A 23,165-nucleotide genomic window follows, 5' to 3' on the forward strand; every position below is an offset into this window, starting at 1 on the left:
CACCGTAGGCCCGATCGAGGACAGCGGCGGCCCTGAATCCCGGGTGACCCAGCCCACCTGGGACGATGGAGGGGAAACCCGCCGCTGCCAGGAGGTCCTCAGGTGCCCAACCCCACCGGTCCGGTTCTCGTCGTGGACTTCGGGGCGCAGTACGCGCAGCTGATCGCCCGGCGCGTCCGCGAGGCGCAGATCTACTCGGAGGTCGTGCCGCACAGCGCGTCCACCGAAGAGATCCTCGCGAAGAACCCCGCGGCCATCATCCTTTCCGGCGGCCCCTCGAGCGTGTACGCCGAAGGCGCCCCGGGCATGGACCCGAAGCTCACCGAAGCCGGCGTCCCGATGTTCGGCATCTGCTACGGCCACCAGTTGCTGGCCAGCGCGCTCGGCGGGGTCGTCGAGCCGACCGGCGTCCGCGAGTTCGGCCGCACCGAGGTCCGCGTGACCGGGGACGGCGGGGTCCTGCACGCCGGCCTGCCCGCGCACCAGCCCGCGTGGATGAGCCACAACGACAGCGTCACCAAGGCCCCGGAGGGCTCGGTCGTCACGGCGTCCTCCGACGGCGCCGAGGTCGCCGGCTTCGAAGACGTCGCGCGCCGCTTCGCCGGCGTCCAGTACCATCCGGAAGTCGCGCACTCGCCGCACGGCCAGGAGGTGCTGCGCCGGTTCCTGCGCGACATCGCCGGGATCGAGCCGCAGTGGACGACGTCGTCGATCGTCGAAGACCAGGTCAAGCGGATCAGCGACCAGATCGGCGACGGCCGCGCGATCTGCGGCCTGTCCGGCGGCGTCGACTCCGCCGTTGCGGCGGCGCTCGTGCAGCGCGCCATCGGTGACCGGCTGACCTGCGTGTTCGTCGACCACGGCCTGCTGCGCGCGGGCGAGCGCACCCAGGTGGAGCAGGACTTCGTCTCCGCCACCGGGGTCAACCTCGTCACCATCGACGCGCGGGAACGCTTCCTCGACGCGCTCGCCGGCGTCACCGACCCGGAGCAGAAGCGCAAGATCATCGGCCGCGAGTTCATTCGCGTCTTCGAGCAGGCCGAGCGCGACCTGAAGGCCCAGGGCGACTACAAGTTCCTGGTCCAGGGCACGCTCTACCCGGACGTCGTCGAGTCCGGCGGCGGCGAGGGCACGGCCAACATCAAGAGCCACCACAACGTCGGCGGCCTGCCGGACGACCTGCAGTTCGAGCTGGTCGAGCCGCTGCGGCTGCTGTTCAAGGACGAGGTCCGCCGCGTCGGCCTGGAGCTGGGCCTGCCCGAGACGATCGTCCAGCGCCAGCCGTTCCCCGGCCCCGGCCTGGGCATCCGCATCATCGGCGCGGTCGATCAACACCGTCTCGACATCCTCAGGACGGCCGACCTGATCGCGCGTGAGGAGCTGACGGCGGCCGGGCTGGACCGCAGCATCTGGCAGTGCCCGGTGGTGCTCCTCGCCGACGTCCGCAGCGTCGGCGTCCAGGGCGACGGCCGGACCTACGGGCACCCGATCGTCCTGCGGCCGGTGTCGTCCGAGGACGCGATGACCGCGGACTGGACCCGGCTGCCCTACGAAGTCCTGGAGCGCATCTCGACCCGCATCACCAACGAGGTGGCGGAGGTCAACCGGGTGGTCCTGGACGTGACGTCCAAGCCGCCGGGCACCATCGAGTGGGAGTAAGCCCCTAGACAGGACTCGAGGCCCTGGCGTGGGATCCAGGGCCTCGAGAGTGAGTGGCGGTTTCGGCTCTAGCGGCGGCGTTTGCTGCCGAACGAAGCGCCGAGGAGCATGAGCCCCACGAACACCGCGCCACCGGCGATCACCCAGCGGAAGTCGAACTGCGGCAGCCAGCTCGCGCCGTCCGAAAGGACGTAGGCGGACACGAGCAGCGTCGCGATCCCGACGATCAGGGTGAAGACGTCCAGCCCGCCGCGTTTCGCGGGCGGCTGGGTTTCCGCCGGGTTGTCGTAGGCGTAAGGGTTCTGGTCAGCCACGGCGCACCTCCACGTTGCCCACGCTGTTCTTCACGTGCAGGATGATCTGCTGGCCGCCGGGGCCGTCCTTGCCGTAGTCGATGCCGGTCAGCGCGTCCTGGCTGATGCCGTCGGTGGAGCGGTCGAAGCACTCCGTCGAGCCGGCGCCGGTGTGGCAGTCGTAGGTGACGTCCGCCGTGTCCGGCACGATGACGGTGGTGTCGCCCGCGCCGTTGACCACGTTGGTGGTGATCGCGGGGGAGCCGGCCGGCAGCTCGGTAAGGTCGACGTCGAGGTCGCCCGCCGCGTGCTGGTAGAGCGGCTTCACGTCGGCCATGGAATGCGGGGTCAGGCTGAGGTCGCCCGCGCCGCCGCGGAAGTCGAAGTTCTCGAACGGCACGGTCGTCAGCACCATTCCGGCGATCGCGAGCGGGACGGCGAGCCCGATCAGGCCGCGCCCGCCGCGGGCGAACGCGCCGGTGACCAGGCCGATCCCGACCACGCCGAGCACCAGGCCGATGACGTGCTGCGCGGAGAACCAGCTCGCGCCGTTGAGGTTCGCCAGCACGCCACCGCCGGCGGTCAGCACGGCGAGCGCGAAGGTCACCGAGCCGACCTTGGAGTTGCGGCGCCGTTCGGGCCGCTGGTAGGCCCGCGGCGCGGGCGGAGGCGGCGGCTGCGTCGACGGCGGGTCGGGCAGGTCCCAGCCGGCCGGGTCGGCGGCGAGCGGGTCCCACCCCGGCTTCGCCTCCGCTTCGGCGGCCGCGGTCGCGGTGTCGGTCATGGTGAAGGCTCCGTTCCCGGTGAAGGCTTGTGTCCGCGGGACGACCGGAGCGGGCCGGTTCTCCTGGCCGCGGTTGCGGTGCAGCAGGTAGAGCGCGATGGTGATGAGCGCGAAGCTGATGAGAGCGCCGCCGTCGAACCACGCACCGCTGAAGCTGCCCCCGACACTGACGACGGTGAGCACGCCGAGCACGACGGCGAAGGCCGGCGACACCGACGACCGGCCGCGCCCGATCAGGGCTTCGAAGCCGGAGACCTCGTCGCTTTCGCCGGGCAGGAAGAGCCACCCCAGCAGGTAGAAGGGAACGCCGAAGCCGCCGAAGATCGTCGCGACCACCAGGGCGATCCGCACGACGACGGGATCGATCCCGTACCGGTACCCGATGGCGGCGGCCACCCCGGCCACCTTCCGCCCGGCGTGCGGCCGCCTCGGCCGGCTCACCCAGAAGTCCTTCACGGTCTCCTCGAAGCCGTTCAACGGACTCGGCTTCGGTGCCCGTGTCTCACTCGCACCACTCATACCGAAGAGCATGCGCCACGGGCGGCGGGCGGACATCCGGGATGGTCCCTGAGGTTTCCCGGAGGGGGACTCCGGGGCCAGGTGTAACGAGCGAGTTCCGGCCACGACCTTGGTTCAGCGGAACGCACAAGGTCGGCGGGCCGGACCTGCAGCGGTTCGGCGGCACCTGCTACACCGTGCACGGCGCCCGCGTCGCCGCCGTGGTCACCACCTCGACGTTCACGAAACAAGCCCGGCAGTACGCCGCTCACCACGGCATCCGCCTGGTCGACGTGCACGCTCTCGCCGCCTGGGCGAGCCGGACCGGTCCGGCGCCCTGGCATTGACCCGGCGGTCCGGGATTTTCCCCGATGCACCCGCGCACGACCACGTGTGACCATGGACCTCGTGCAGGAAGCCCTCGACCACGTAGCCCCCGACCAGGTGGCCGTCCCGGAGAAGCCCAAGATGTTCCGGCGCCGGTCCGGGCGGGCGATCGCCGGGGTCGCCGGGGGGCTCGCCGATCACCTCGGGGTGCCCGTCGTCTGGGTGCGGACGGCCTTCGCGCTGCTCGCCGCCCTGAACGGCGCCGGCCTGCTCGCCTACGGGCTCCTCTGGGTCTTCGTCCAGCAGCAGACCGAAGAAACCGCCAAGGCACCCACTTCGAAGGAGCGCCAGCAGGCGTTCGGCCTGATCGCGCTCGGCGTCGGCCTCGCCGTCGCCAGCGGGACGCTCACCGGGTTCATCAGCGGCTGGGTCGCCGTGCCGCTCGCCGTCGCGATGATCGGTCTCGCCGTCGTCTGGCGCGAGGCCGACGAGTCGCAGCGCCGCCGTTGGCGCGTCGGCGCGAAGGACGGCTTCGCGGGTGCCTTCCTCGGCGGGGGCGGCTGGTCGGCCGCGATCCGGATCGTCGCCGGCGTCGCGCTGGTGATCACCGGCATCGGCGTCGTCGTGCTCCGCAGCGGCAGCCTCGACCAGGTCCAGTTCGCCCTGATCGCCGTCATCGCGACGCTCATCGGTGTCGCCGTGCTGACCATCCCGTTCTGGCTGCGGTTGGTCCGCGACCTCTCCGACGAGCGCAAGGCCCGCATCCGCACCGACGAACGCGCCGAGATCGCCGCGCACCTGCACGACTCCGTCCTGCAGACCCTCGCGCTGATCCAGAAGCAGAGCGAGCAGCCGCGCGAGGTCGCGCGGCTCGCCCGCAGCCAGGAACGCGAGCTGCGCGGCTGGCTCTACGGCCCGAACGGCTACGGCAAGCCCGCCGAGATGGGCGAGGAAACCCCGACCACCGGGCAGCTGTCCGAAGCGCTCGCCACGGCGTGCGGCGAGGTCGAGGACACGTTCGCGATCTCCGTCGGCCAGGTCGTCGTCGGCGACGCCGAGCTGGACGACTCGCTGGTCGCGCTGGTCCAGGCCGCGCGCGAAGCGATCGTCAACGCCGCGAAGCACGCCGGCGTCGAAGAGGTCAGCGTCTTCGCCGAGGTCGAGCCGACGGCGGTGACGGTGTTCGTCCGCGACCGCGGCAAGGGCTTCGACCCGGACCTGGTCCCCGACGACCGCCACGGGCTCGCCGACTCGATCCGCGGCCGGATGACCCGGCACGGCGGCACGTGCAAGGTCCGCACCGCGCCGGGGGAGGGCACCGAAGTGCAGCTCGCCATGCCGGTGAAAGCGGGCAAGGGGGCAGCGTGAGGCGGCTATGCTCGAACTCGTGACTGACAGCCAGCGTGAACCGGTGAAGGTGTTCCTGGTCGACGACCACGCGCTGTTCCGCGCGGGGGTCCGCACCGAGCTCGACTCGATCACGGACGAAGTCCGCGTCGTCGGCGAGGCCGGTTCGGTGGCCGAGGCGGTGGCGGGCATCGCCCGCACGAAGCCCCAGGTGGTGCTGCTCGACGTCCACATGCCCGACGGCGGCGGTGCCGAAGTGCTGCGCCGCGTGCGCCCGGAGCTGCCGGACGTGGTGTTCCTGGCGCTGTCGGTGTCCGACGCGGCGGAGGACGTCATCGCGGTCATCCGCGCGGGCGCCCGCGGGTACGTCACGAAGACGATCTCGTCGAAGGAGCTGGTCCGCGCGGTGGTCCGCGTCTCGGACGGCGACGCGGTGTTCTCCCCGCGCCTGGCGGGCTTCGTGTTGGACGCGTTCGCCGACCGCCCGGGTTCGGCCCCGATCAACGACCCCGAGCTGGACCTCCTGACCCCCCGCGAGCGCGACGTCCTGCGCCTGCTGGCGCGCGGGTACGCGTACAAGGAGATCGCGTCGGAGCTGTTCATCTCGGTGAAGACCGTCGAGACGCATGTGTCGAGCGTCCTGCGGAAGACCCAGCTCTCGAACCGCTACGAGCTCTCCCGCTGGGCCTCCGACCGCCGCCTCGTCTGATACTTCAGTCCGCCAGAGGAGCGAGCGGCCGCGGCGCGTTCCCGGCGGTGTCGTCACCAAGCCCATCCGCTTGGTCACCGGGTACTTCCGCGGCCACTCGCTCCGGTTTCGGGAGGCGGGTCAGCGCGACCCCGCCGAGGACGACCACCATGCCCGCGATCACCCGCAGGTTCAGCTGCTCGCCCAGGAACACCGCGCCCAGCAGCACCGAGACCACCGGCAGCAGGTAGCCGACCACCGACGCCGCGACCGCGCCCTCGCTCGCCAGGAGCTGGTAGTTCAGCGCGAACGCAAAGCCCGTCGAGCCGATGCCCAGCACCAACACCGCCAGGAGCGGACCAAGAGAAACGTGCACCGGCGTGAATCCGCCCGCCGGCAGCACCAGCACCAGCATTCCGCTGGCCAGCAGCATCTGCCCGGCCGAGATCGCGTACGGCGAAGACGTCGAAGACGACAGGTACTTGCCCTCGTAGACGAACGCGAAGCCGTAGCTCGCCGCCGCCGCGAGGCACGCCAGCGCGCCCCAGCTCAGCAGCCCCGACGCCTGCCACGGCGCGAAGATCAGCAAGATCCCGCCGAGCCCGACCAGGAGCCCCGCCAGCCGCGTGCCGGTCATCCGGGACGACGTCCCCATCAGCGGCGCCGCCAGCAGCACCCACAGCGGCGTCGTCGAGTTCAGCACCCCGGTGATGCCCGAGTCGACGGTCGTCTCGCCGATCGCGAACAGCAGGAACGGCAGCGCGTTGTGGAAGAACGCCGCGACGGCCAGGTGACCCCACACCCGCCGGTCGCGCGGCAGGCGCGCCCGCTGCAACCGGCACAGCACCAGCAGCATCACCGCGCCGAGCACGAGCCGCGCCAGCACCAGCTGCACCGGCGAAAACATCCCCAGCCCCAGCTTGATCCAGAAGAAGCTCGAGCCCCACATCAACGCCAGCGCGCCGATCCGCAGCAGGGTCTTCGTCTCGCCCACCCCAGGTCCTCCTTCTCCGATCTTGGGCCAGCTTCGTACGGGAAAGACGTAAGGACAAGCGAAATTAACTGCAGGAACCGTTAAGCCCAGCTGTACGATCGAGGCATGCTCGACGTCCGCCGCATGCAGGTCCTCCGCGCCGTGATCACCAGCGGGTCGATCACCGCCGCGGCCCGCAACCTCGGCTACACGCCGTCCGCGATCAGCCAGCAGCTGTCGGCGCTGGAACGCGAAGCCGGCACCGCACTGCTCGAACGCGTCGGACGCGGCGTCCGGCCGACGCCGGCGGGCGCCCTGCTGTCCGAGCACGCCGAGACGCTGAGCACCGAGCTCGCGAAGGCCGAAGCGGCGTTGACCGAGCTCAAGGAGGGCCGCATCGGCCGCGTCACCATCCGCTACTTCGCGACGGCCGGGGCGTCCCTGGTCCCGCCCGCCATCGCCGCGGTCCGCCGCGAGCACCCCGGCGTCCGCCTGGACCTCAAGCTGGTCGAGCCGGACGACCCGATGATGGACGTCGAGGCGGGCAACGCCGACGTCGCGATCACCGTCTTCCCGCGCCGCACCCCGCCCGCCAAGGGCGTCGAGCTCGTCCACCTGCTCGACGACCCGTACCGGGCGGTGCTGCCGAAGACCCACCCGCTGGCCCGCAAGCGCGTGCTCGACCTGACGGATTTCGCCGAGGAGCCGTGGGTCGGCGTCGACGGCCTGCCCGGCATCTGCCGCGACATCCTGGACAGCGCCTGCGCGTCCGCCGGGTTCGCGCCCAACGTCGTGGTCGAGTCCGAGGACTACCAGACGGCGCAGGGGTTCGTCGCCGCCGGCATCGGCGTCGGCCTCATCCCGGAGCTCGGGCTCGGCGCGCAGCACCCCGGCGTCGTCGTCCGCAAGATCCGCAACCCGGAGCCGTTCCGCGCGATCCACGCCGCGGTCGCCTCCCGGGCGTGGGGCCACCCGGCCGTCCGCACGCTGCTCGAAGCCATGCGCGCGGCGACCGCCAAGGTCGCCTAGACGAAGAACAGCTCCGAGACGAGGATGCCGACCAGCACCGCCGCGAGGATCGCGGCCACGGTGATCAGCGTCTTCTTCGACACCGGCAGGTTCCACGTCTGGGCCTGTGGCTGCGGTCCCGGCGCGGGCGGCGGCGCGTACTGCGTCGGCGGCGCCACCGGCTGCATCCGCTGCGTCTCCTCCGCCGGCGAGAAGCCGGGCGCGGCGACCGGGAGCTGCTGCTGGAACTGCGGTCCCGAGGGCGGCATCGGCGGCGCCGCGGGCGCCAGCCCCGGGTTGAAGGGCGGCGGCGGAGGCGGGGGCGGCTGCATCCCGGGCGCGGTCGGCGGGATGAACGCCGTCTCGCGGCCTTCGGTGATCGCGCTCAGCGACCGGACCGTGTCCGCCATCGTCGGCCGCGTCGTCGGATCGGACCGGAGCATCTTGCGCAGCGCCGCGGTCAGCACGCCCGCGTTCTGCGCCGGCCGCTCGGACGACTGCCCGTCCTCCCCGAACGGCGGCACGCCCTCGACGGACGTGTACAGCGTCGCGCCCAGCGAGAAGACGTCCGCGGCCGGCGTCGGCGGCAGCCCGCGCGCGACCTCGGGCGCCACGTACGCCGCGTGGGGCCCGCCGCCGCTGATGCCGATGTCGGTGAGCTTCACGCCGCCGTCGTCGGCCAGCAGCACCGTGCCCGGCTCGAGCGTGCGGTGCACGAACCCGGCCGCGTGGATCGCGGTCAGCGCGTTGCCGAGCTGGATCCCCAGCTGCGCCGCCTGATCAGGGGTGAGCCGGCCGTGCTCCGCGAGGAACGTCGCCATGCTGCGCGACGGGATGTACTCCATCACCAGCCAGACGTCCTGGCCGTCGGGCAGCACGTCGAACACCTTGATCGCGCTGGGGTGCTCGATCCGGGCTGCGTCCTTGCCCTCCTGCATCGCGCCCGCGCGCGCCTGCTCGGCGCGGTCGCCGGCGCCGACCGGCAGGTACATCCGCTTCATCGCGACGGTGCGGAAGAGCCGCGTGTCGAACGCCAGCCACACGATGCCCGCGCGGCCGCGGCCGATCGGCTGGTCCAGCCGGAACCGGCCGCCGACGATGGTTCCTTCAGAACTCAAATCTGATCCTCGGTCATCCACCCTGCGCCGAACTGGTCGGCGGGTCCGGTGTGGTCTCAGGCGGGGAACTTGTCGTCGGAGTCGTCGTCTTCGGAGTCGTCGTCTTGGACGGAGTCGTGGTCCGCTCCGGCTCGGTCTGCCGCGAAGTGGTGCGCTTCGACGAGGTCGTCTCCTGCACCGGCGGCGGCACGTCCGCCGTCTCGGTCGGCTCCTCCTCCGTCGTCGACGGCAGGGACGAAGACGACGCGGCGGGCGTCGGCTTGCTGCTCGAAATCGGCGCCGCCGGCGATTCCGGGTTGTTCGGGCTCAGCAGCCAGACGGCCAGCGCGACCAGGCCCACGACCACGATGCCGCCGATGATCGCCGGGCGCTTCCAGGCGCCGGGCTTCTCGTCGTCATCGTCGACCGGGCTGGTCTGCGGGCGCCGCGGCGGGGGCGGCGGGGCCGGCTCGTCGTCGTAATCGTCGTAGTCGTCCGCGTACGGGCCCTGGTCGTGCGGGGGCACCGGCACCGCGCGGGTGGCGGCCAAGCCGGGCGGCACGCCGCCGACGTAGTGCTGGTCGTCCTCGGGATGGCGCTGGTACCCGTCGTAGTCGTCCTCCGGGTAGCCGGTGCCCTCCGGGTAGTCGTCCTCGTCGTAGTACGGCACGGCCTGCGTCGGGGCCTGGCCGTCGAGCAGGCTGCCCGAATGGCCGGCGGGGATCTCGTCGAACATCTGGGTCGCGTTCGGGTCCGCGACGGCCGCCGCGCCCAGGACGCCCGCGGACGGCGCCATCATGGTCTCGTCCGACGGCCCGCCGAGCGGCAGCTCACCGCGGGCGACGGCCGCCAGCAGCTCTTCGCACTCCTCGGCGGTCGGCCGGTGCTCGATGTCCGGGTGCAGCAGCACGGCCAGCACGCTGGCCAGCGGGCCGGACTGGCGCGGCGGGTTGATCTGCCCGGCCGCGACCGCGTGCAGCAGGCTCAGCGTGTTCTCCGACAGCCCGAACGGCGGCTGGCCCTCGCACGCCGCGTAAAGCGTGGAGCCGAGGGAGAACACGTCGGACTCCGGACCGGGATCACCCCCGATGGCGACTTCGGGGGCCAGGTAGGCGGGGGTGCCGGCGATCATCCCGGTCTTGGTGACCGTGACGTCGTCCTTGGCGCGGGAGATGCCGAAGTCGGTGATCTTCACGACGCCGTTGGCGCCGAGCAGGATGTTGCCCGGCTTGATGTCGCGGTGGACGATGCCGACCGCGTGCGCCTCGCGCAGCGCCGCGGCGACCTGGGCGCCGATGCGCGCCACCTCGGTCGGCGGCAGCGTGCGGCGTTCCTGCAGCACGGCGGCCAGGCTGGTGGAGTTGAGGTACTCCATGATCAGGCACGGCTGCCCGTTGTCGTCGGTGACGACGTCGAAGACGGAGATCGCGTTCGGGTGGTGCAGGCGGGCCGCGATCCGGCCCTCGCGCATCGTCCGCTGCCGCGCGTCCTCGGCGTCGTGCTCGTCCAGGTGCGAATGGAGCAGGAGCTGCTTGATGGCCACGGTGCGGCCCAGGACTTCGTCGTGCGCCTGCCAGACGGCCCCCATCGCGCCCGTGCCGATCCGGCCGACGATGCGGTATCGATCGGCGACCAGGCGACCCTCGTCGCTCACGCGACCTCCCTTTGGGCTCCGACTTCACCAGGGCGTGAGGATCGGTGCCTGGTGACGCGGCCACGCGCACGCCGCTTCGCTGAAGCGTATGCACATGTCGTGGGCTGTGTGCCGACTCTCCCGAGACCGGCCCGTGACAAGGCTAGGCGCTCACTCTGCGCACACGAATCCGGTACGGGCACTTGAACCACGGGTGAAGGGGTGATCGCCCAGGGCTACATGTACTGGGCCGAGACGAGCTCGGCTTCGGTGATCAACCCGCCCGTGTCGGCGACCCGGAACAGCTGGGTCACGCGCACCATGGCGCCGTCCGGCCGGTGGAGCGTCGCGACGGCGAGGATCGAGCCGTCCGGCTTGATCTGCGTGTCGGCCTCCTGGACGTCGATGGCGTCCATCGAGCTCCAGGTGCGGACCAGCTCGCCGGCCGCGCCGTCGGCCAGCGACGGGCTCAGCAGCGCGAGCGCGCCCGTCGAGTCCCGCGCGATGGCCGCGTAGAAGTCCTTGACGGCCTGGATCTTCCGGCTCGCGCTGCGCGCGTCGGCGGCGGTGTCCGGCACCGGGTCCGCGGTGGCCGGCGTGGCCTGGCTCCGCGGGGTGCCACTGGTCGACTCGTCGGCGGACGGCGCGCCACTGGAGTGCGTGCCCGGCGCGGGCGCGGGGTGCTGCTCGGGTGCGCCGCCCCCGGCCTGGTGCTGCGGGACGGCGAGGCCGCCGAGCTCCGCGGCACCGGTGAAACCGGCGGGCGTGGACTGACCGCCTTCGGACACCGCTCGGTGCGCGCTGGTCAGCATCGGCGCGGCGACCACCGCGCCCGCGACGAGCGCTCCGGCGGCGACGAGCCCGGCCAGCTTGGCGCGGCGGACGAACCTGCTCTCCGGCTCGTCGGCGTCTTCGGCCCGAGCCGGCTCGCGGACGGGTTCCGGGCGCGGCGGCAGGAACCTCTGCGGGTCACGGAAGACCTGCTCGAGATAGTCGCGGTCGGCGTCGCCGACGCCGTCGAGAATCTCGGCCGGGATCACGTCCTCGACGCGGACGGCGTTGGGTACCTCACGCCGTGTGCGCTGCCGATCAAGCACGAAAGTCCTCGCTCTGGGGTTCCGGGGACGGTCGCTCGGCCGTTCGCCGGGCTTCCGTTGGTCCGGATGGCCGACTCGTGGCCGGTTCCGGATCCGCTGTCGTCAGGTAACCCTGTGCGGACGAGCACCACCAGGCTCTGTCGCCGGAATGCCGTCGCGATACGACGAGCGGCAGCTTATGTCACCCACCCGGACCAGGGGTAACCGCTCGGCGCACCGCACGTGCATCGGAACGGGCGAACCGCACGTGCAAGGTCGGTTACTGACCGTCAGCCACGATTTTGTCGCCGTCCCCGAACGTCAGCGTGCGCTCCTCGATCGTCTTGGTCCCGTCGGTGTGGGTGATTTCGACGGTGTTCACCGTGACGCCGCGCTGCTGGTCGATGCTGACCTTGCGGACCTCGAAGTACGCGACGTCCGCGTACCGCTCGGCGAGGGCCTGCGGGCCCTGGTCGTGGAGTTCGCCGGTGGTCACCGACGACGCCGCGGCGGGGTCGGTGGTGACGGTGTTGAAGAACTTTTCCGAGTTGTCCCCCATGGTCTGGGCGTCCGGCGGGAAGGAGTACCACCAGGGCGGCTTGACCGGGTTTTCGCGCTGGGCGGGGGTGACCGGGGGCTTCTGCGGGCGCGCGCTCGGCGCGGTCGTGCCGGCCGTCTCCGAGTCGGCGGTGCCACCGGTGCGCGGCGGCTGGGGGACGCCGTCGACGGGGCCCGCGCCGCCGCCGCTGCCGGTCCGCCCGGCCGGCTGGTCCGGCGTGGGCGTGCTGTCGTCCGGGCCCGGCGCGGAACCGCCTTGCCGGGACGGCGGTTCGGTCTCGCCGGTCGGGTCGATGACGGTCGGCGCGCCCTGGTAGCCCGGCCACGCGCCCTGCACGGCCTGGTCCATCGTGGGCTTCCCGACCAGGTAGGACCCGGCGAAGAGCAGCCCGACGACCACGGCGCCGGACGCGCCGGTGGCGAACCAGGCCGCCTTCTTCCACGTCTTGGGCGGGGTCACGGACGCGGGCACCGACCCGATGGTGAAACCCCCGACGCCGAGCCCGTCGATCGGCGGCGCCGCGTAGATGCGGACGTCGTCGTCCTCCGGCTCCGCACCGCGCGGCTGCGGGGCGGCCAGCGAGACGCGGGTGCGGCGGGCGGCCAGGTCGGCGCGGGACTCGGGGCGCGGCGGCGAGGTCGTCTCGACGTCGTCGGCCACGGGGAGGCTGCCGTGCGAAGGGGGGAACAGCGGGGGCGCGGGCCGCCGGTCGCGGGGCTGGGGCAGCAACGGCTGCGGGAGCGTGCCGGACATCGGCTGGGGGAGCGGGAGGGACCCGGACACGGGCGGGTCGACCGGCGCCGGGCCGGCCGCGTGGCGCCGCCCGGCGCGGTTCTCGGGCAGCGGGGGTGTCCAGCCGTCCGGGGTGCCGAGCCGGTGCCGCCCGGGATGCGCGGGCGCACTGCCGCGTCCGTGGAACTCCGTGCCGTGGGTCATGTCGGCTCGACCACCCGGCGGCTCCGCCGTGACGCCGTCCGGCGGCAGGAGAACCCGATCGGAGCACCCTCACGAGCGGCTTCGCGTTCCGAATCCTGCGCAGATGCACGCGCATGCGAGACTGGGCGCGCGGGGCCGATGCCCCCGCGCGCCTCCCGGGCTTCGCCCGACCCAGACGCAAGGGTCCTCACGGCGTCAACCCTAGGAGCATCCGGCGTAGAAAGTCGCCCCCAAACCTGCAAGTTGCAGAGGTTTCACTCGGTCGGGCGCGACCGAAAGGGGGAATGTGACCCTACGCAGTCTCACGCAGCGCGATCAAGCCAGCTCAGGCGTTTCAGCCACCCGTGCGGTAACGGTCGCGAGTGGACTGCAGCGCCTTCGTCGCCACCACGCCGCTACCCGCCGCGACCAGGATCGCCACGATGTCGAGCGTCGATCCCCCGGCCGTGAGCAACCAGGCGAACAGCGAGGCCGCGGTGGTACCGCCGGCAACGGCCCAGCGGCCGCGGACGTACTGCGCGACCGGCGCGCCGCCGGCCCGCTTGCCCGCCGCGTTGTTCAGCATCGCCAGATACCCCACATGGCCCAGCGCGGCCAGCACGCTCGCGAGCGCGACGATGACGGCGATGAGGTTCACGAGCCATTCCATGACGCCAGTCTGCCCGCAGCCGGGCCGTCCGTGCCTCAGGGAAGACCCGGAATTCGGACAACCGTTACCGGCCGAGCCTGCCTCGGCCGAGGTTCAGCAGCGCCATCGCCAGCTGGCGGCCGTCCGGCCCCAGCTCGCGGTAGCGCGCGAGGACGTCCATCTCGCGGTTGTAGACGATCCGCGTGCCGCCGGCGGCCATGCGCGCGGCCCCGATCGTCTTGGACACCTCGACCCGGCGTTTCACCAGCCGCAGGATCTCCTTGTCCAGCCAGTCGATCTCCTGCCGGAGCGCCGCGATGTCGTCCCCGGCCGGGGTGTGCTCGGCGGGCTGGCCGTCGGCGTTCGTCGCTTGTGCGTTCATCGGGACCTCTCCCTCGGTGCCCGGATCCGGCCCCTGGGACGGCGACAGCCCCGGGTCCGTGGACTCCGGGGCTGGCGTGATGGCGGTTCGGGCACTACGCGATCACGGGAGCCGGAGTCCGGGTCCCGTAAAAAAATCGCTCTGCGTGCCGCACGGGTTCAGTATGGCACAGCCGCGCCGGGCCGCTCCCGGAACGAGCGCACCCCCGCATGAACGAAGAGGCTCACCGCGAGCCAGAAGATCGGGAACGCCGGCCAGAAGAAGCCGGCGCCCAGCACCGCCCAGCGGACGATCACCAGCACCGCGATCGCGACCACCACGGCGAGGTGCAGGCGCAGCGCCGGGTGCCGCCGCAGCGCGGCCCGGGTCAACGGGAAGCCGGGCCGCGCCGGCGCGGCCCGCGGCAGGTCGGCGGTGAGCGTCGTCAGTTCGTCGGTGAACCGCGCGTTGTAGACGTGGGTGAGGCGCTCTTCGACCTCTTCGAGGGTGAGCCGGCCTTCGGAGCCGGCGGACTGGACGGCGGTGGCGACGCGTTCGCGATCGGCGTCGGCGGCCCGGATGCGGGCGGTGCGGTTGTCTTCCATGCCGACCGATGCTCCGCGCGGCGGGCCCGCCGCGCGTCGGGCGCCAGGCGACACCTTCCGCTACGCCCGACGCGGTAGCCCGCGCGGACCGGCCGCGCCGGCACGCTTCTGCCGGAGCCCCGCCCGCCCGGGGTAGCGTGGACAGACGATGGACACCCTCTTCGATCTCCCCGCCGAGACCCCCGCGCGCAAGCCCGCTTCCGGCGGGCAGGCCGATCTGCTCGACGACCTGAACCCGTCCCAGCGCGAAGCCGTCACCCACGCCGGTGGCCCGCTGCTGGTGGTCGCGGGCGCGGGATCGGGCAAGACCCGGGTGCTGACCCGCCGGATCGCCTACCTGCTCGGGCAACGCCGTGTGCACCCCGGCGAAATCATGGCGATCACGTTCACGAACAAGGCCGCCGCCGAGATGCGCGACCGCGTCGCCGCGCTCGTCGGGCGCCGCGCGAACGCGATGTGGGTGTCCACGTTCCACTCGATGTGCGTGCGGATCCTGCGCCGTGAAGCCAAGACGCTGGACATGTCGTCGAGTTTCTCCATCTACGACTCGGACGACACCAAGCGGCTGATCACGTTGGTGGCACGGGATCTCGACATCGACCCGAAGCGCTACGCCGCCCGCACGCTGGCCATCCACATCTCGAACCTGAAGAACGAGCTCGTCGACCCGGACGAGGCGTCGGCCAACGCGGCCAACGACCTCGAGCGCCGCGTCGCCGAGGTCTACGCCGAGTACCAGCGGCGGCTGAACCAGGCCAACGCCTTCGACTTCGACGACCTCATCATGCGCACGGTCTCGCTGCTGCAGGCGTTCCCGGACGTCGCCGAGTACTACCGGCGGCGCTTCCGCCACGTGCTGGTCGACGAGTACCAGGACACGAACCACGCGCAGTACACCCTGGTCCGCGAGCTGGCCGGGACCGCGCCGAACGATTCCGGCGTCGAGCCGGCCGAGCTGGTCGTCGTCGGTGACGCGGACCAGTCGATCTACGCCTTCCGCGGCGCGACGATCCGCAACATCGAAGAGTTCGAGCGGGACTTCCCGAACGCGCACACCATCCTGCTGGAGCAGAACTACCGCTCCACGCAGACGATCCTGTCCGCGGCGAACGCCGTCATCGAGCGGAACCCGAACCGCCGCGCGAAGCGGCTGTGGACGGACTCGGGCGACGGCGAGAAGATCGTCGGCTACGTCGCGGACAACGACCACGACGAAGCCGCGTTCGTCGCGGGCGAGATCGACGCGCTGGCGGAGAAGGGTGAAGCGGACTACTCCGACGTCGCCGTCTTCTACCGCACCAACAACCAGTCCCGTGTCTTCGAAGAGATCTTCATCCGGCTCGGCCTGCCGTACAAGGTCGTCGGCGGCGTGCGGTTCTACGAGCGGCGCGAAGTCCGCGACATGATCGCGTACCTGCGCGTGCTGGCGAACCCGGAGGACACGGTCAGCCTGCGGCGCGTGCTGAACGTGCCCAAGCGCGGCATCGGCGACCGCGCCGAAGCCGTCGTGGCGACGCACGCCGAGCGGGAGCGGATCTCGTTCGCGGCCGCGCTGCGGGACGCCGTCGAAGGCAAGGTGCCGCTGCTGAACCCGCGCTCGGTCAAGGCGATCGGCGGGTTCGTCGGGATGCTCGACGAGCTCGGCGACCTGATCACCGCCGGCGCCGAGGTGCACGACGTCCTCGAAGCCGTGCTGGAGAAGACCGGCTACCGCGTCGAGCTCGAGGAGTCCGAAGACCCGCAGGACCACACGCGCGTCGAGAACCTGGACGAGCTCGTCACGGTGGCGCGGGAGTTCACCGAGATCACCGCCGAGGTCGTCGCGGACGAGAACGCCGAGCTGGTCGTGGAGCCCGGGGTACCGGCGCCGGGATCGCTGCCGGCGTTCCTCGAGCGCGTGTCACTGGTGGCGGACGCCGACTCGGTGCCTTCGCCCGACGGCGGCGAAGAAGGCGACGGCGGCGCGGGCGTGGTCACGCTGATGACCGTGCACACCGCGAAGGGCCTGGAGTACCCGGTGGTCTTCTGCACCGGCTGGGAGGACGGCGTCTTCCCGCACATGCGCGCGCTGGGCGACCCGACCGAGCTGGCCGAGGAACGGCGGCTGGCGTACGTCGCGATCACGCGGGCGCGCAAGCGGTTGTACGTCTCGCGCGCGATCACGCGGTCGGCTTGGGGCCAGCCGTCGATGAACCCGGCTTCGCGGTTCCTCGACGAGCTGCCGGGCGACCTCGTCGACTGGCGGCGGTTGGAGCCCTCCAGCGCCGGGTTCGGTTTCGGGTCCGGCTCACGGGGTGGCGGCACTCCGCGCGCGGCGACGACGTGGGGCGGGCGCCGGTCTTCTTCGTCGTCTTCCTCTTCCGGGACACCGTCTTTCGGCAAGGGCTGGAAGGACACGGTGGCGCTGAAGCTGGACGTCGGCGACCGGGTCAGCCACGACAAGTACGGCCTGGGCACGGTGATCTCGTGCGACGGCGTCGGCCCGCGCGCCACGGCGACGATCGACTTCGGCGCGGCGGGCAAGGTCCGCCTGATGCTGATCGGCAGCGTGCCGATGGTGAAGCTCTAACACCCGTCCGAGTGAACCCGGCGGCGATCCCGGCGATCGCCGCCGGAATCGTCGTACCCCACCGGTAGAACGGACCCCGTAATCGAACACGAGTTCGACGGAGGGGGTAAAGTGGTGTGGACGCGGTGCTGTTTCACCTGCTGGCCGAAGGGGTACAAAAACACCTGCGAGGAGTCCTGGGGTCAGTGGTTCCGGATCGGGGTCCGGACCCTTCGGGGGCTTCAGGAAACCCTTCGCGTGCGGGAGCGGAGGCGTGCCGGCTGGCCGCCGCCTGGCGAGCGCTGCTCAGGCAGCACGAGCTCGGAGCGGACGGGCGATGTGTCACCTGAGGCCGGGGACGCCGCTGGACGACGCGTCGTGTCGCGCGTGTCCGCTCCGCGGGGGGCGCAGGGGGAGCTGTGCCCTGGGGCTGGTTGCCGGTCCGGAGGTCCGCGGAGCTGTGCACGGTGTGGCAGGTCGCGGTGGCGTACTTCATCCGCCGCTTGCCGGGTGGGCGGCCTTAGCCGTTTCCGGGCGCTGAGGCGCTTTCCGGCGGGTTCGGCGGGGCCGGGCGCGGTCTCGGGTGTCCCGAGGGGCGTGGGGCGGCCTGGAGAGCTTTCGGCCGTCGAGCCGGCTGCGGCTCGCGGACGTTCGTCGTCGGCTGCGCTGCGGCGGTCCGCGTTCATGGCTGCGGTTCACCGCTCCACGAAGAAAATCCGTCACGCTCGGGCTGTTATTGCGGCCGTGCGCTACTACGTGCTGTCTTTCGCGGGGGCTCGTGTGCCCCCGCGGTCTCGAAGTGCCGTGGTGTCCCGGCTGGAGCGGATGTCCGCCCGGGTGAGGGGCGTCGTCGGCCCTCGGCGGCGGATCATGGCTCTACAGCCGGGTTTCCCGGTGCGGTGGCGTGCCTTCGCGGGCCGCCGGTGCGGAACGAACGGATCAGATGACGATGCCGCGCGCGGCCAGCCAGGGCCGGGGGTCGATCTTCTTGGTGCCGTTCTGCCACACCTCGAAGTGCAGGTGCGGGCCGGTGCTCTGACCGCGGTTGCCGATCTCGGCGATCTGCTGGCCGCACTTGACCTTCTGCCCCTCCTTGACGGAGAAGCTGTTCATGTGGCCGTAGACCTGGATCGTGCCGTCGTCGAGCTGCACCCGGACCCAGAGGCCGAAGCCGCTGGCGGGGCCGGCGTCGATCACGGTGCCGTCGGAGGCGGCGTAGATCGGGGTGCCGATCGAGTTGGCGATGTCGATGCCGAGGTGGCTCGTGCCCCACCGGGCACCGAAGCCCGAGGTGAAGGTGCCGTGGGCCGGCAGGCAGGTCTTGGGGCGGGCGGCTTCTTCGGCGGCCTTCTTGGCGGCGTCGGCTTCACGCTGCTCGCGGGCCTGCGTGATCGAAGCGCTGTCGGAAAGCTTCGCGGCCTCGGCGGAGGCGTCGACGGCGTGACCGGTGGGCAGGAGCTCGGGGGCGCCCCCGGTGCCCGCACCTCCCGCGGTGAGCGACGCACTGGCGTCCTGGCTGTTGGCCAGGGGCGTCACGGCGGTGTCGGAGTCGGTGACCGTCTTGAGGGTGGAGCCCGCAGCTGCGGCGGCGAACGCGCCGGCCGCCACCGCGGCGACCACGACACGGCCGCGGAGGGCCGAGGAGGGCGGGGCGATGCGGTGCGCACCCCGGACACGAACGACCGCACCTTCGAGTGCGTCCTTCAGTGCCGGGGAAGGAGCTTGGCCGCCGGGGGAGCGGTGTGAAGCCAAGACAGGGCCTTCCATCGTCGGGGAGCCGGGTCAGAGGACTGCGGGCGGGGGAACCCGGTGAGCCAACCTCGGGGGTGGTTCGCTCGTCGTCCTACTTCGTGACCTGACTGTAATGGGGACCCCGGGACAGTAACGAAGGGGTACCGCCGTAAGCAAGATCTGCCCTGTCGGGCGGCCGATCGGGTGGCGTGGATCTTGCGTCCACCTGTGGCAATTACGCAAAGTTAGAGTGGGTTTACTGCATTGGTTGTGACATGCCTTACAGCTCTTGCGGGCGGTTATGGACCGACGGCAGGCGTTTAGGGCTCAGGGCCCCGGAATAAGCGTTTGCCAGGGGATGTTCAAGCATCTTCGACGTCTCACGGCGGTCGCCGGCGGGCGCGAAGGCTTTGAGCCGACACCTGGCGAAGGCTCGAGACGCGGAGCAAGTCGACCGTTCATCGACGTCCGCGAACCGCTCACCGACTCGCGCCGTGGTTGGGTTCGGATGCGCCGGTTTTGTCCGACTTCTCGGCCTTGCGCACGGAGATTCAGGCGTTACGTGTGACCGAACCCCGCGTTCGCCAGGTGCTGCCAACCCCCTAGCTCGACAAGCCGTACCCCTCGCCGACTCGCGCTGTCCCACAAGCCGCACCGCTCGCCGACTCGCACCCCGCTGGGACCTCCCGCCCCCGCCGGACTTGCTAGGTTCGCGGGCAATGCCCCCACGCTCAGAGCCCCCGACCGGGAGCACCCCCGGCTCCCCGGCCTCCCCGCAGGACCCCGCGGCCACCCGTCTCCCCGGCAAGCGGAAGCCCCCTCGCGCACAGACTTCCCGGCAGGCTTCCGCCGAAACCACCGAATCGGCGAAAGCCCCAGTCGGGCGACCTCCCACCGACCCGGCGCAAGCCGGGCCTGCGGACGCGGCGAAGGCCGGCGCCACCGGCGCAGCGACCGCTCGCACCGAGCCCGGTGGTGCAGGGAAGGCCGGGCCGGCCCGCGCGGCAAAAGCCGAAACCAGCCCTGCGAGAACTCGCGCGGGGAGCGTGCAGCATGAGCCCGCCGACCCCACCTGGGCCGAGGACACCACCCCCTCCCGTCCCTTGGCCATCGCCCTGGCCCTCGCCGCCCTCGGCGCCATCGCCCTCACCACCGCGGCCGTCGTCCCCGTCTCTCCGGCCGCCGGCCCGGGGTTCACCAGCTGGCCGTGGCTCGCCGTCCTCACGCTCGCCCCCGTCGTCGCCGCTACCTGGACCGCTGCCGCTCGAAAACCCGACCTCGCCAAGGGCCTCCTCCGGGGTCTCGCCGCCCTCGCCCCCGGCCGCCTCGTCCTCGACCTGCAGTTCGCCGTCAACGGCCCCCTCACCATCCGGCCCGAGCTCTACTTCCCCGATCGCTTCATCGGCGGCTCGGCCGTCGGCGGCGGGTTCTGGTTGCTCGTCGCCGGGGAGCTGCTCACCGCGGTTGCCGGAGTCGTCGCCTGGCGGGCCGGGCGCACCGTCGAAGAACCCGAACGCCGGCGCTGGCGCCTGCTCGTCCCGCTGCTCGCCGTGACCGCCTCGGTCGGGCTGCTCACCGCCCCCGTCGGCTCGGACAACGGCTTCCTGCTCGCCCGTGCCGCCTTCGAAGGGCCCTGGCCCGCCCTCGGCGGCTACCTGCTGCTCGCCGCCGCGCTGCCGCTGGCCGCCGCCCTAGCGCTCGCCTCTCCTTCCGAAAGCACCGCGAAAGGCACCCTGCTCGGCCTCACCGCCGCCGCCTTCGCGGTCGCCGCGCCACCCGTGCTGGCCGGGCTCCTCCGAGACGACCTGCACGTCACCTGGGGCCCCGTCCTCGTGCTCGCGGCGACGGCCGTCACCGCCGGCCTCGCCTTCACGCGGCTCAGCGAAACACCGAAAGAAGAACGCGACGTCAAGGTCCCCGGCCTCTTCTGGTGGCGCCTGACGACCGGGATGCTCGGCCTCGCCACCGCGGTCGCCGCCCTGGTCGGGACCTTCGCTCCGCAGGTCGCCGTCACCGCGCTCAACCCCGGTGCCGCCGCCCCGGTCAGCGCCGCCGCCGAAAGCCCCGCCCGATGGTTCCTGCTCGTCGCCGCGCTCGTCGTCGCCGTCGCGGCGCTCGGGACGCTCCTCCCGAAGACCGCCGCGGGAGCGCGGCCCGTGCTCGGGCTCGCCTGGGCGGGGATCGTCCTGGCCGGCACCGCCGTCCTCAACACCGCGCTGACCGCCACCCAGGCCGGCAACCTCGCCGGCTTCGGCGGCGCGGACCTCGGCGGCACCTCCGGCGCCACCCCCGTCTTCACCTACGACCTCGGCGCCGGCGCCGCCTGGACGTTCGCCGCGCTCGTGCTCGCCGCCCTGGTCGCGCTCGCCGCCGCCGGGACCGGGGTCGTCGAACGCGAGGACGCCGACCAAGGCACCGAGGTGGGCACCAGCCTGCTCACCCCCGTCGTCGCCGGCGGGGTGCTGGCCGTCGCCGCGTTCGGGCTGCCCGTCTTCAGCGTGCCCGGCTACGTCGCGCCCGGCCTGTGGTCGAACTTCGACACCCCGTCGTGGGGGCTGCTGACCACCGTCGTGGTCGTCGCCGGCGCGGCCGCGCTGGCCCTGCGGTCGCGGCCCAGGCCCGCGGCCGCCCTGCTGACCGGTGCCGCCCTGCTCACCGCGCTGCACGCCGCGGAGCTGCCGCTCGTCGGCGGCTCCCTCGGCGACGCGAGCCCGTCGACCGGCTTCTGGCTCGCGCTCGCCGCCGTGGTCGCGCTGCTCGTCGCGGCCGGCATGTCGGCTGCCGGGAGCCGCCGTGAGCCGTGAGCGGCCGCGGGTGCTCGTCGTCGAGTTCGCCCGCCCCGACCCGGCCGCCGTCGCGCTCGGCCGCGTGCTGCGCGACGCAGGCATGGAGGTCGTCCACGCCGGTCCGCTGGACACGGTCGAACAGATCGTCCGCACCGCCGAGCAGGAGGACCCGGACGCCGTCGCCGTGCTCGGCGAGCGGCCGCCGCCGGACCTCGAACAGGCGCTCGACCCCGTCCGCGTGGTCCCGCTCGACGCCGCGAAATCCCTCGAAGAAGCTGTGGAACTGCTCTCCGGTGGGCGGTCTCACACCGCGGGACCACCGTCTGACCGCGTACGGTGACCGACTTCACCAGGTGCGGAGTCCCCTGCGTCTACGCAGGTCGCTAACCTCGACTGGTCCGACAGCGCGGTCCGGTCGCGGACCACCTGCAGTGGCGTGTCGTCAGGAGACTGGAGTAGTGGACCTCTACGAGTACCAGGCGAGGGATCTCTTCGCCGCCCACGGAGTACCGGTTCTGCCGGGCTCGGTGGCTAGCACCCCCGAAGAAGCCAAGGCCGCCGCGGAGCAGATCGGTAACCAGGTCGTCGTCAAGGCGCAGGTGAAGGTCGGCGGCCGCGGGAAGGCGGGCGGCGTCAAGCTGGCCCAGACCCCGGACGAGGCGAAGGAGAAGGCGGAAGCCATCCTCGGCCTCGACATCAAGGGCCACATCACGCGTCGCGTGCTCGTGGCCGAAGCCTCGGACATCTCGTCCGAGTACTACTTCTCCTTCCTGCTGGACCGGTCCAACCGGACCTTCCTGGCGATGGCGTCGTCCGAAGGCGGCATGGAGATCGAGCAGCTCGCCGTCGAGCGCCCCGAGGCGCTCGCCAAGATCCCGGTCGACTCGATCGCCGGTGTCGACAAGGCGAAGGCGCTCGAGATCCTGAAGGCCGGCAACTTCCCGGCCGACATCATCGACGAGGCCGCCGACGTCGTCGTGAAGCTCTGGGAGACCTTCGTCTCCGAGGACGCCACCCTGGTCGAGGTCAACCCGCTGGTCCGCGACCCGCAGGACAAGATCATCGCCCTCGACGGCAAGGTCACCCTCGACGAGAACGCGGACTTCCGCCAGCCGGGCCACGAGGCCCTGGTGGACAAGGACGCGGAGAACCCGCTCGAGGCGAAGGCCAAGGCCAAGAACCTCAACTACGTCAAGCTCGACGGCCAGGTCGGCATCATCGGCAACGGCGCGGGCCTCGTCATGTCCACTTTGGACGTCGTGGCGTACGCGGGCGAGAAGCACGGCGGCGTGAAGCCGGCGAACTTCCTCGACATCGGCGGCGGCGCGTCGGCCGAGGTCATGGCGGCCGGGCTGGACGTCATCCTCAACGACACCGACGTGAAGAGCGTCTTCGTCAACGTCTTCGGCGGCATCACCGCCTGCGACGCGGTGGCGAACGGCATCGTCGAGGCCCTGAAGATCCTGGGCGACGAGGCCGCCAAGCCGCTGGTCGTCCGTCTGGACGGCAACAACGTCGTCGAGGGTCGCCAGATCCTGGCCGACGCGAACCACCCGCTGGTCACCGTGGTGGACACAATGGACAACGCGGCCGACAAGGCTGCCGAGCTCGCCGCGGCAGGTGCGTGA

General features: G+C 71.9%; 20 protein-coding genes. 9 read left to right on the forward strand and 11 right to left on the reverse strand.

Going from position 1 to position 23,165, the window contains the following annotated elements; all coding sequences use genetic code 11:
• Positions 1-102 precede the first annotated feature (102 nt).
• Positions 103-1,659, forward strand: coding sequence for a glutamine-hydrolyzing GMP synthase (gene guaA / locus ACZ4TR_RS44735; protein WP_465294646.1), 1,557 nt, complete (start codon positions 103-105; stop codon positions 1,657-1,659).
• Positions 1,660-1,727: 68 nt separating this feature from the next.
• Here guaA and ACZ4TR_RS44740 read toward each other — a convergent pair whose 3' ends face one another.
• Both ACZ4TR_RS44740 and ACZ4TR_RS44745 read right to left on the reverse strand, forming a co-directional pair.
• Complete coding sequence (locus ACZ4TR_RS44740) at positions 1,728-1,973, reverse strand: hypothetical protein (protein WP_465294648.1); 246 nt, start codon at positions 1,971-1,973, stop codon at positions 1,728-1,730.
• The gene (locus ACZ4TR_RS44745) at positions 1,966-3,255 is read right to left on the reverse strand and encodes a PspC domain-containing protein (RefSeq protein ID WP_465294650.1); all 1,290 of its coding nucleotides are present in this window, start codon (positions 3,253-3,255) and stop codon (positions 1,966-1,968) included. Before ACZ4TR_RS44745 ends, ACZ4TR_RS44740 begins: the two co-directional genes overlap by 8 nt.
• A gap of 41 nt (positions 3,256-3,296) precedes the next feature.
• Here ACZ4TR_RS44745 and ACZ4TR_RS44750 point away from each other — a divergent pair, with 41 nt between their 5' ends.
• From ACZ4TR_RS44750 to ACZ4TR_RS44760, 3 genes are read left to right on the forward strand one after another with little or no spacing between them, the layout of a single operon-like run.
• The gene (locus tag ACZ4TR_RS44750; RefSeq protein ID WP_465294652.1) at positions 3,297-3,581 is read left to right on the forward strand and encodes a restriction endonuclease; all 285 of its coding nucleotides are present in this window, start codon (positions 3,297-3,299) and stop codon (positions 3,579-3,581) included.
• A gap of 46 nt (positions 3,582-3,627) precedes the next feature.
• Positions 3,628-4,929, forward strand: coding sequence for an ATP-binding protein (locus ACZ4TR_RS44755; protein WP_465294654.1), 1,302 nt, complete (start codon positions 3,628-3,630; stop codon positions 4,927-4,929).
• Positions 4,930-4,936: 7 nt separating this feature from the next.
• Positions 4,937-5,617, forward strand: coding sequence for a response regulator (locus ACZ4TR_RS44760; protein ID WP_284745472.1), 681 nt, complete (start codon positions 4,937-4,939; stop codon positions 5,615-5,617).
• A gap of 4 nt (positions 5,618-5,621) precedes the next feature.
• Here the strand turns inward: ACZ4TR_RS44760 and ACZ4TR_RS44765 are convergent, their stop codons facing one another.
• A complete protein-coding gene (locus ACZ4TR_RS44765) occupies positions 5,622-6,590 on the reverse strand; it encodes a DMT family transporter (protein ID WP_364529336.1) in 969 nt (322 codons plus the stop codon).
• 105 nt (positions 6,591-6,695) lie between these two features.
• Here ACZ4TR_RS44765 and ACZ4TR_RS44770 point away from each other — a divergent pair, with 105 nt between their 5' ends.
• Positions 6,696-7,598, forward strand: coding sequence for a LysR family transcriptional regulator (locus tag ACZ4TR_RS44770; RefSeq protein WP_364529333.1), 903 nt, complete (start codon positions 6,696-6,698; stop codon positions 7,596-7,598).
• Here the strand turns inward: ACZ4TR_RS44770 and ACZ4TR_RS44775 are convergent.
• The 7 genes from ACZ4TR_RS44775 to ACZ4TR_RS44805 all read right to left on the reverse strand — a co-directional run bounded on the left by ACZ4TR_RS44775 (position 7,595) and on the right by ACZ4TR_RS44805 (position 14,472).
• Positions 7,595-8,695 carry a serine/threonine-protein kinase gene (locus ACZ4TR_RS44775; protein WP_465294656.1) on the reverse strand — a complete coding sequence of 367 codons (1,101 nt, stop codon included), beginning with the start codon at positions 8,693-8,695 and terminating at the stop codon, positions 7,595-7,597. The genes ACZ4TR_RS44770 and ACZ4TR_RS44775 overlap by 4 nt on opposite strands.
• 13 nt (positions 8,696-8,708) lie before the next feature.
• Positions 8,709-10,328, reverse strand: a complete 1,620-nt coding sequence (locus ACZ4TR_RS44780) for a serine/threonine-protein kinase (protein WP_465294658.1) — start codon at positions 10,326-10,328, stop codon at positions 8,709-8,711.
• A gap of 215 nt (positions 10,329-10,543) precedes the next feature.
• Positions 10,544-11,404 (reverse strand): hypothetical protein, encoded by an 861-nt coding sequence (locus ACZ4TR_RS44785; protein ID WP_465294660.1) that lies wholly within the window; start codon positions 11,402-11,404, stop codon positions 10,544-10,546.
• A gap of 259 nt (positions 11,405-11,663) precedes the next feature.
• Positions 11,664-12,878, reverse strand: coding sequence for a hypothetical protein (locus tag ACZ4TR_RS44790; protein ID WP_465294662.1), 1,215 nt, complete (start codon positions 12,876-12,878; stop codon positions 11,664-11,666).
• 334 nt (positions 12,879-13,212) lie between these two features.
• A complete protein-coding gene (locus tag ACZ4TR_RS44795) occupies positions 13,213-13,527 on the reverse strand; it encodes a hypothetical protein (RefSeq protein WP_364518138.1) in 315 nt (104 codons plus the stop codon).
• Between the two features lie 64 nt (positions 13,528-13,591).
• Positions 13,592-13,888: a chorismate mutase gene (locus tag ACZ4TR_RS44800; RefSeq protein WP_364518136.1), complete on the reverse strand. Its 297-nt coding sequence runs from the start codon at positions 13,886-13,888 to the stop codon at positions 13,592-13,594.
• Between the two features lie 158 nt (positions 13,889-14,046).
• On the reverse strand, positions 14,047-14,472 hold the full coding sequence (locus ACZ4TR_RS44805; RefSeq protein ID WP_465294664.1) for a DUF1707 SHOCT-like domain-containing protein: 426 nt from the start codon (positions 14,470-14,472) through the stop codon (positions 14,047-14,049).
• 148 nt (positions 14,473-14,620) lie between these two features.
• On the opposite strand from ACZ4TR_RS44805, the gene pcrA reads away from it, so the two are divergent.
• A complete protein-coding gene (pcrA, locus tag ACZ4TR_RS44810; protein ID WP_465294666.1) occupies positions 14,621-17,041 on the forward strand; it encodes a DNA helicase PcrA in 2,421 nt (806 codons plus the stop codon).
• Positions 17,042-17,959: 918 nt separating this feature from the next.
• Here pcrA and ACZ4TR_RS44815 read toward each other — a convergent pair.
• Positions 17,960-18,640 carry a M23 family metallopeptidase gene (locus tag ACZ4TR_RS44815; RefSeq protein ID WP_364518130.1) on the reverse strand — a complete coding sequence of 227 codons (681 nt, stop codon included), beginning with the start codon at positions 18,638-18,640 and terminating at the stop codon, positions 17,960-17,962.
• Between the two features lie 1,157 nt (positions 18,641-19,797).
• On the opposite strand from ACZ4TR_RS44815, the gene ACZ4TR_RS44820 reads away from it, so the two are divergent.
• The 3 genes from ACZ4TR_RS44820 to sucC all read left to right on the forward strand — a co-directional run bounded on the left by ACZ4TR_RS44820 (position 19,798) and on the right by sucC (position 23,165).
• A complete protein-coding gene (locus tag ACZ4TR_RS44820; protein WP_465294668.1) occupies positions 19,798-21,555 on the forward strand; it encodes a hypothetical protein in 1,758 nt (585 codons plus the stop codon).
• Positions 21,545-21,877, forward strand: a complete 333-nt coding sequence (locus tag ACZ4TR_RS44825) for a hypothetical protein (protein ID WP_465294670.1) — start codon at positions 21,545-21,547, stop codon at positions 21,875-21,877. The genes ACZ4TR_RS44820 and ACZ4TR_RS44825 overlap by 11 nt, the downstream gene beginning before the upstream one ends.
• Before the next feature lie 118 nt (positions 21,878-21,995).
• Positions 21,996-23,165: an ADP-forming succinate--CoA ligase subunit beta gene (gene sucC, locus ACZ4TR_RS44830; protein ID WP_285482417.1), complete on the forward strand. Its 1,170-nt coding sequence runs from the start codon at positions 21,996-21,998 to the stop codon at positions 23,163-23,165.

The sequence above is a fragment of the Amycolatopsis sp. NPDC028719 genome (assembly GCF_055565395.1).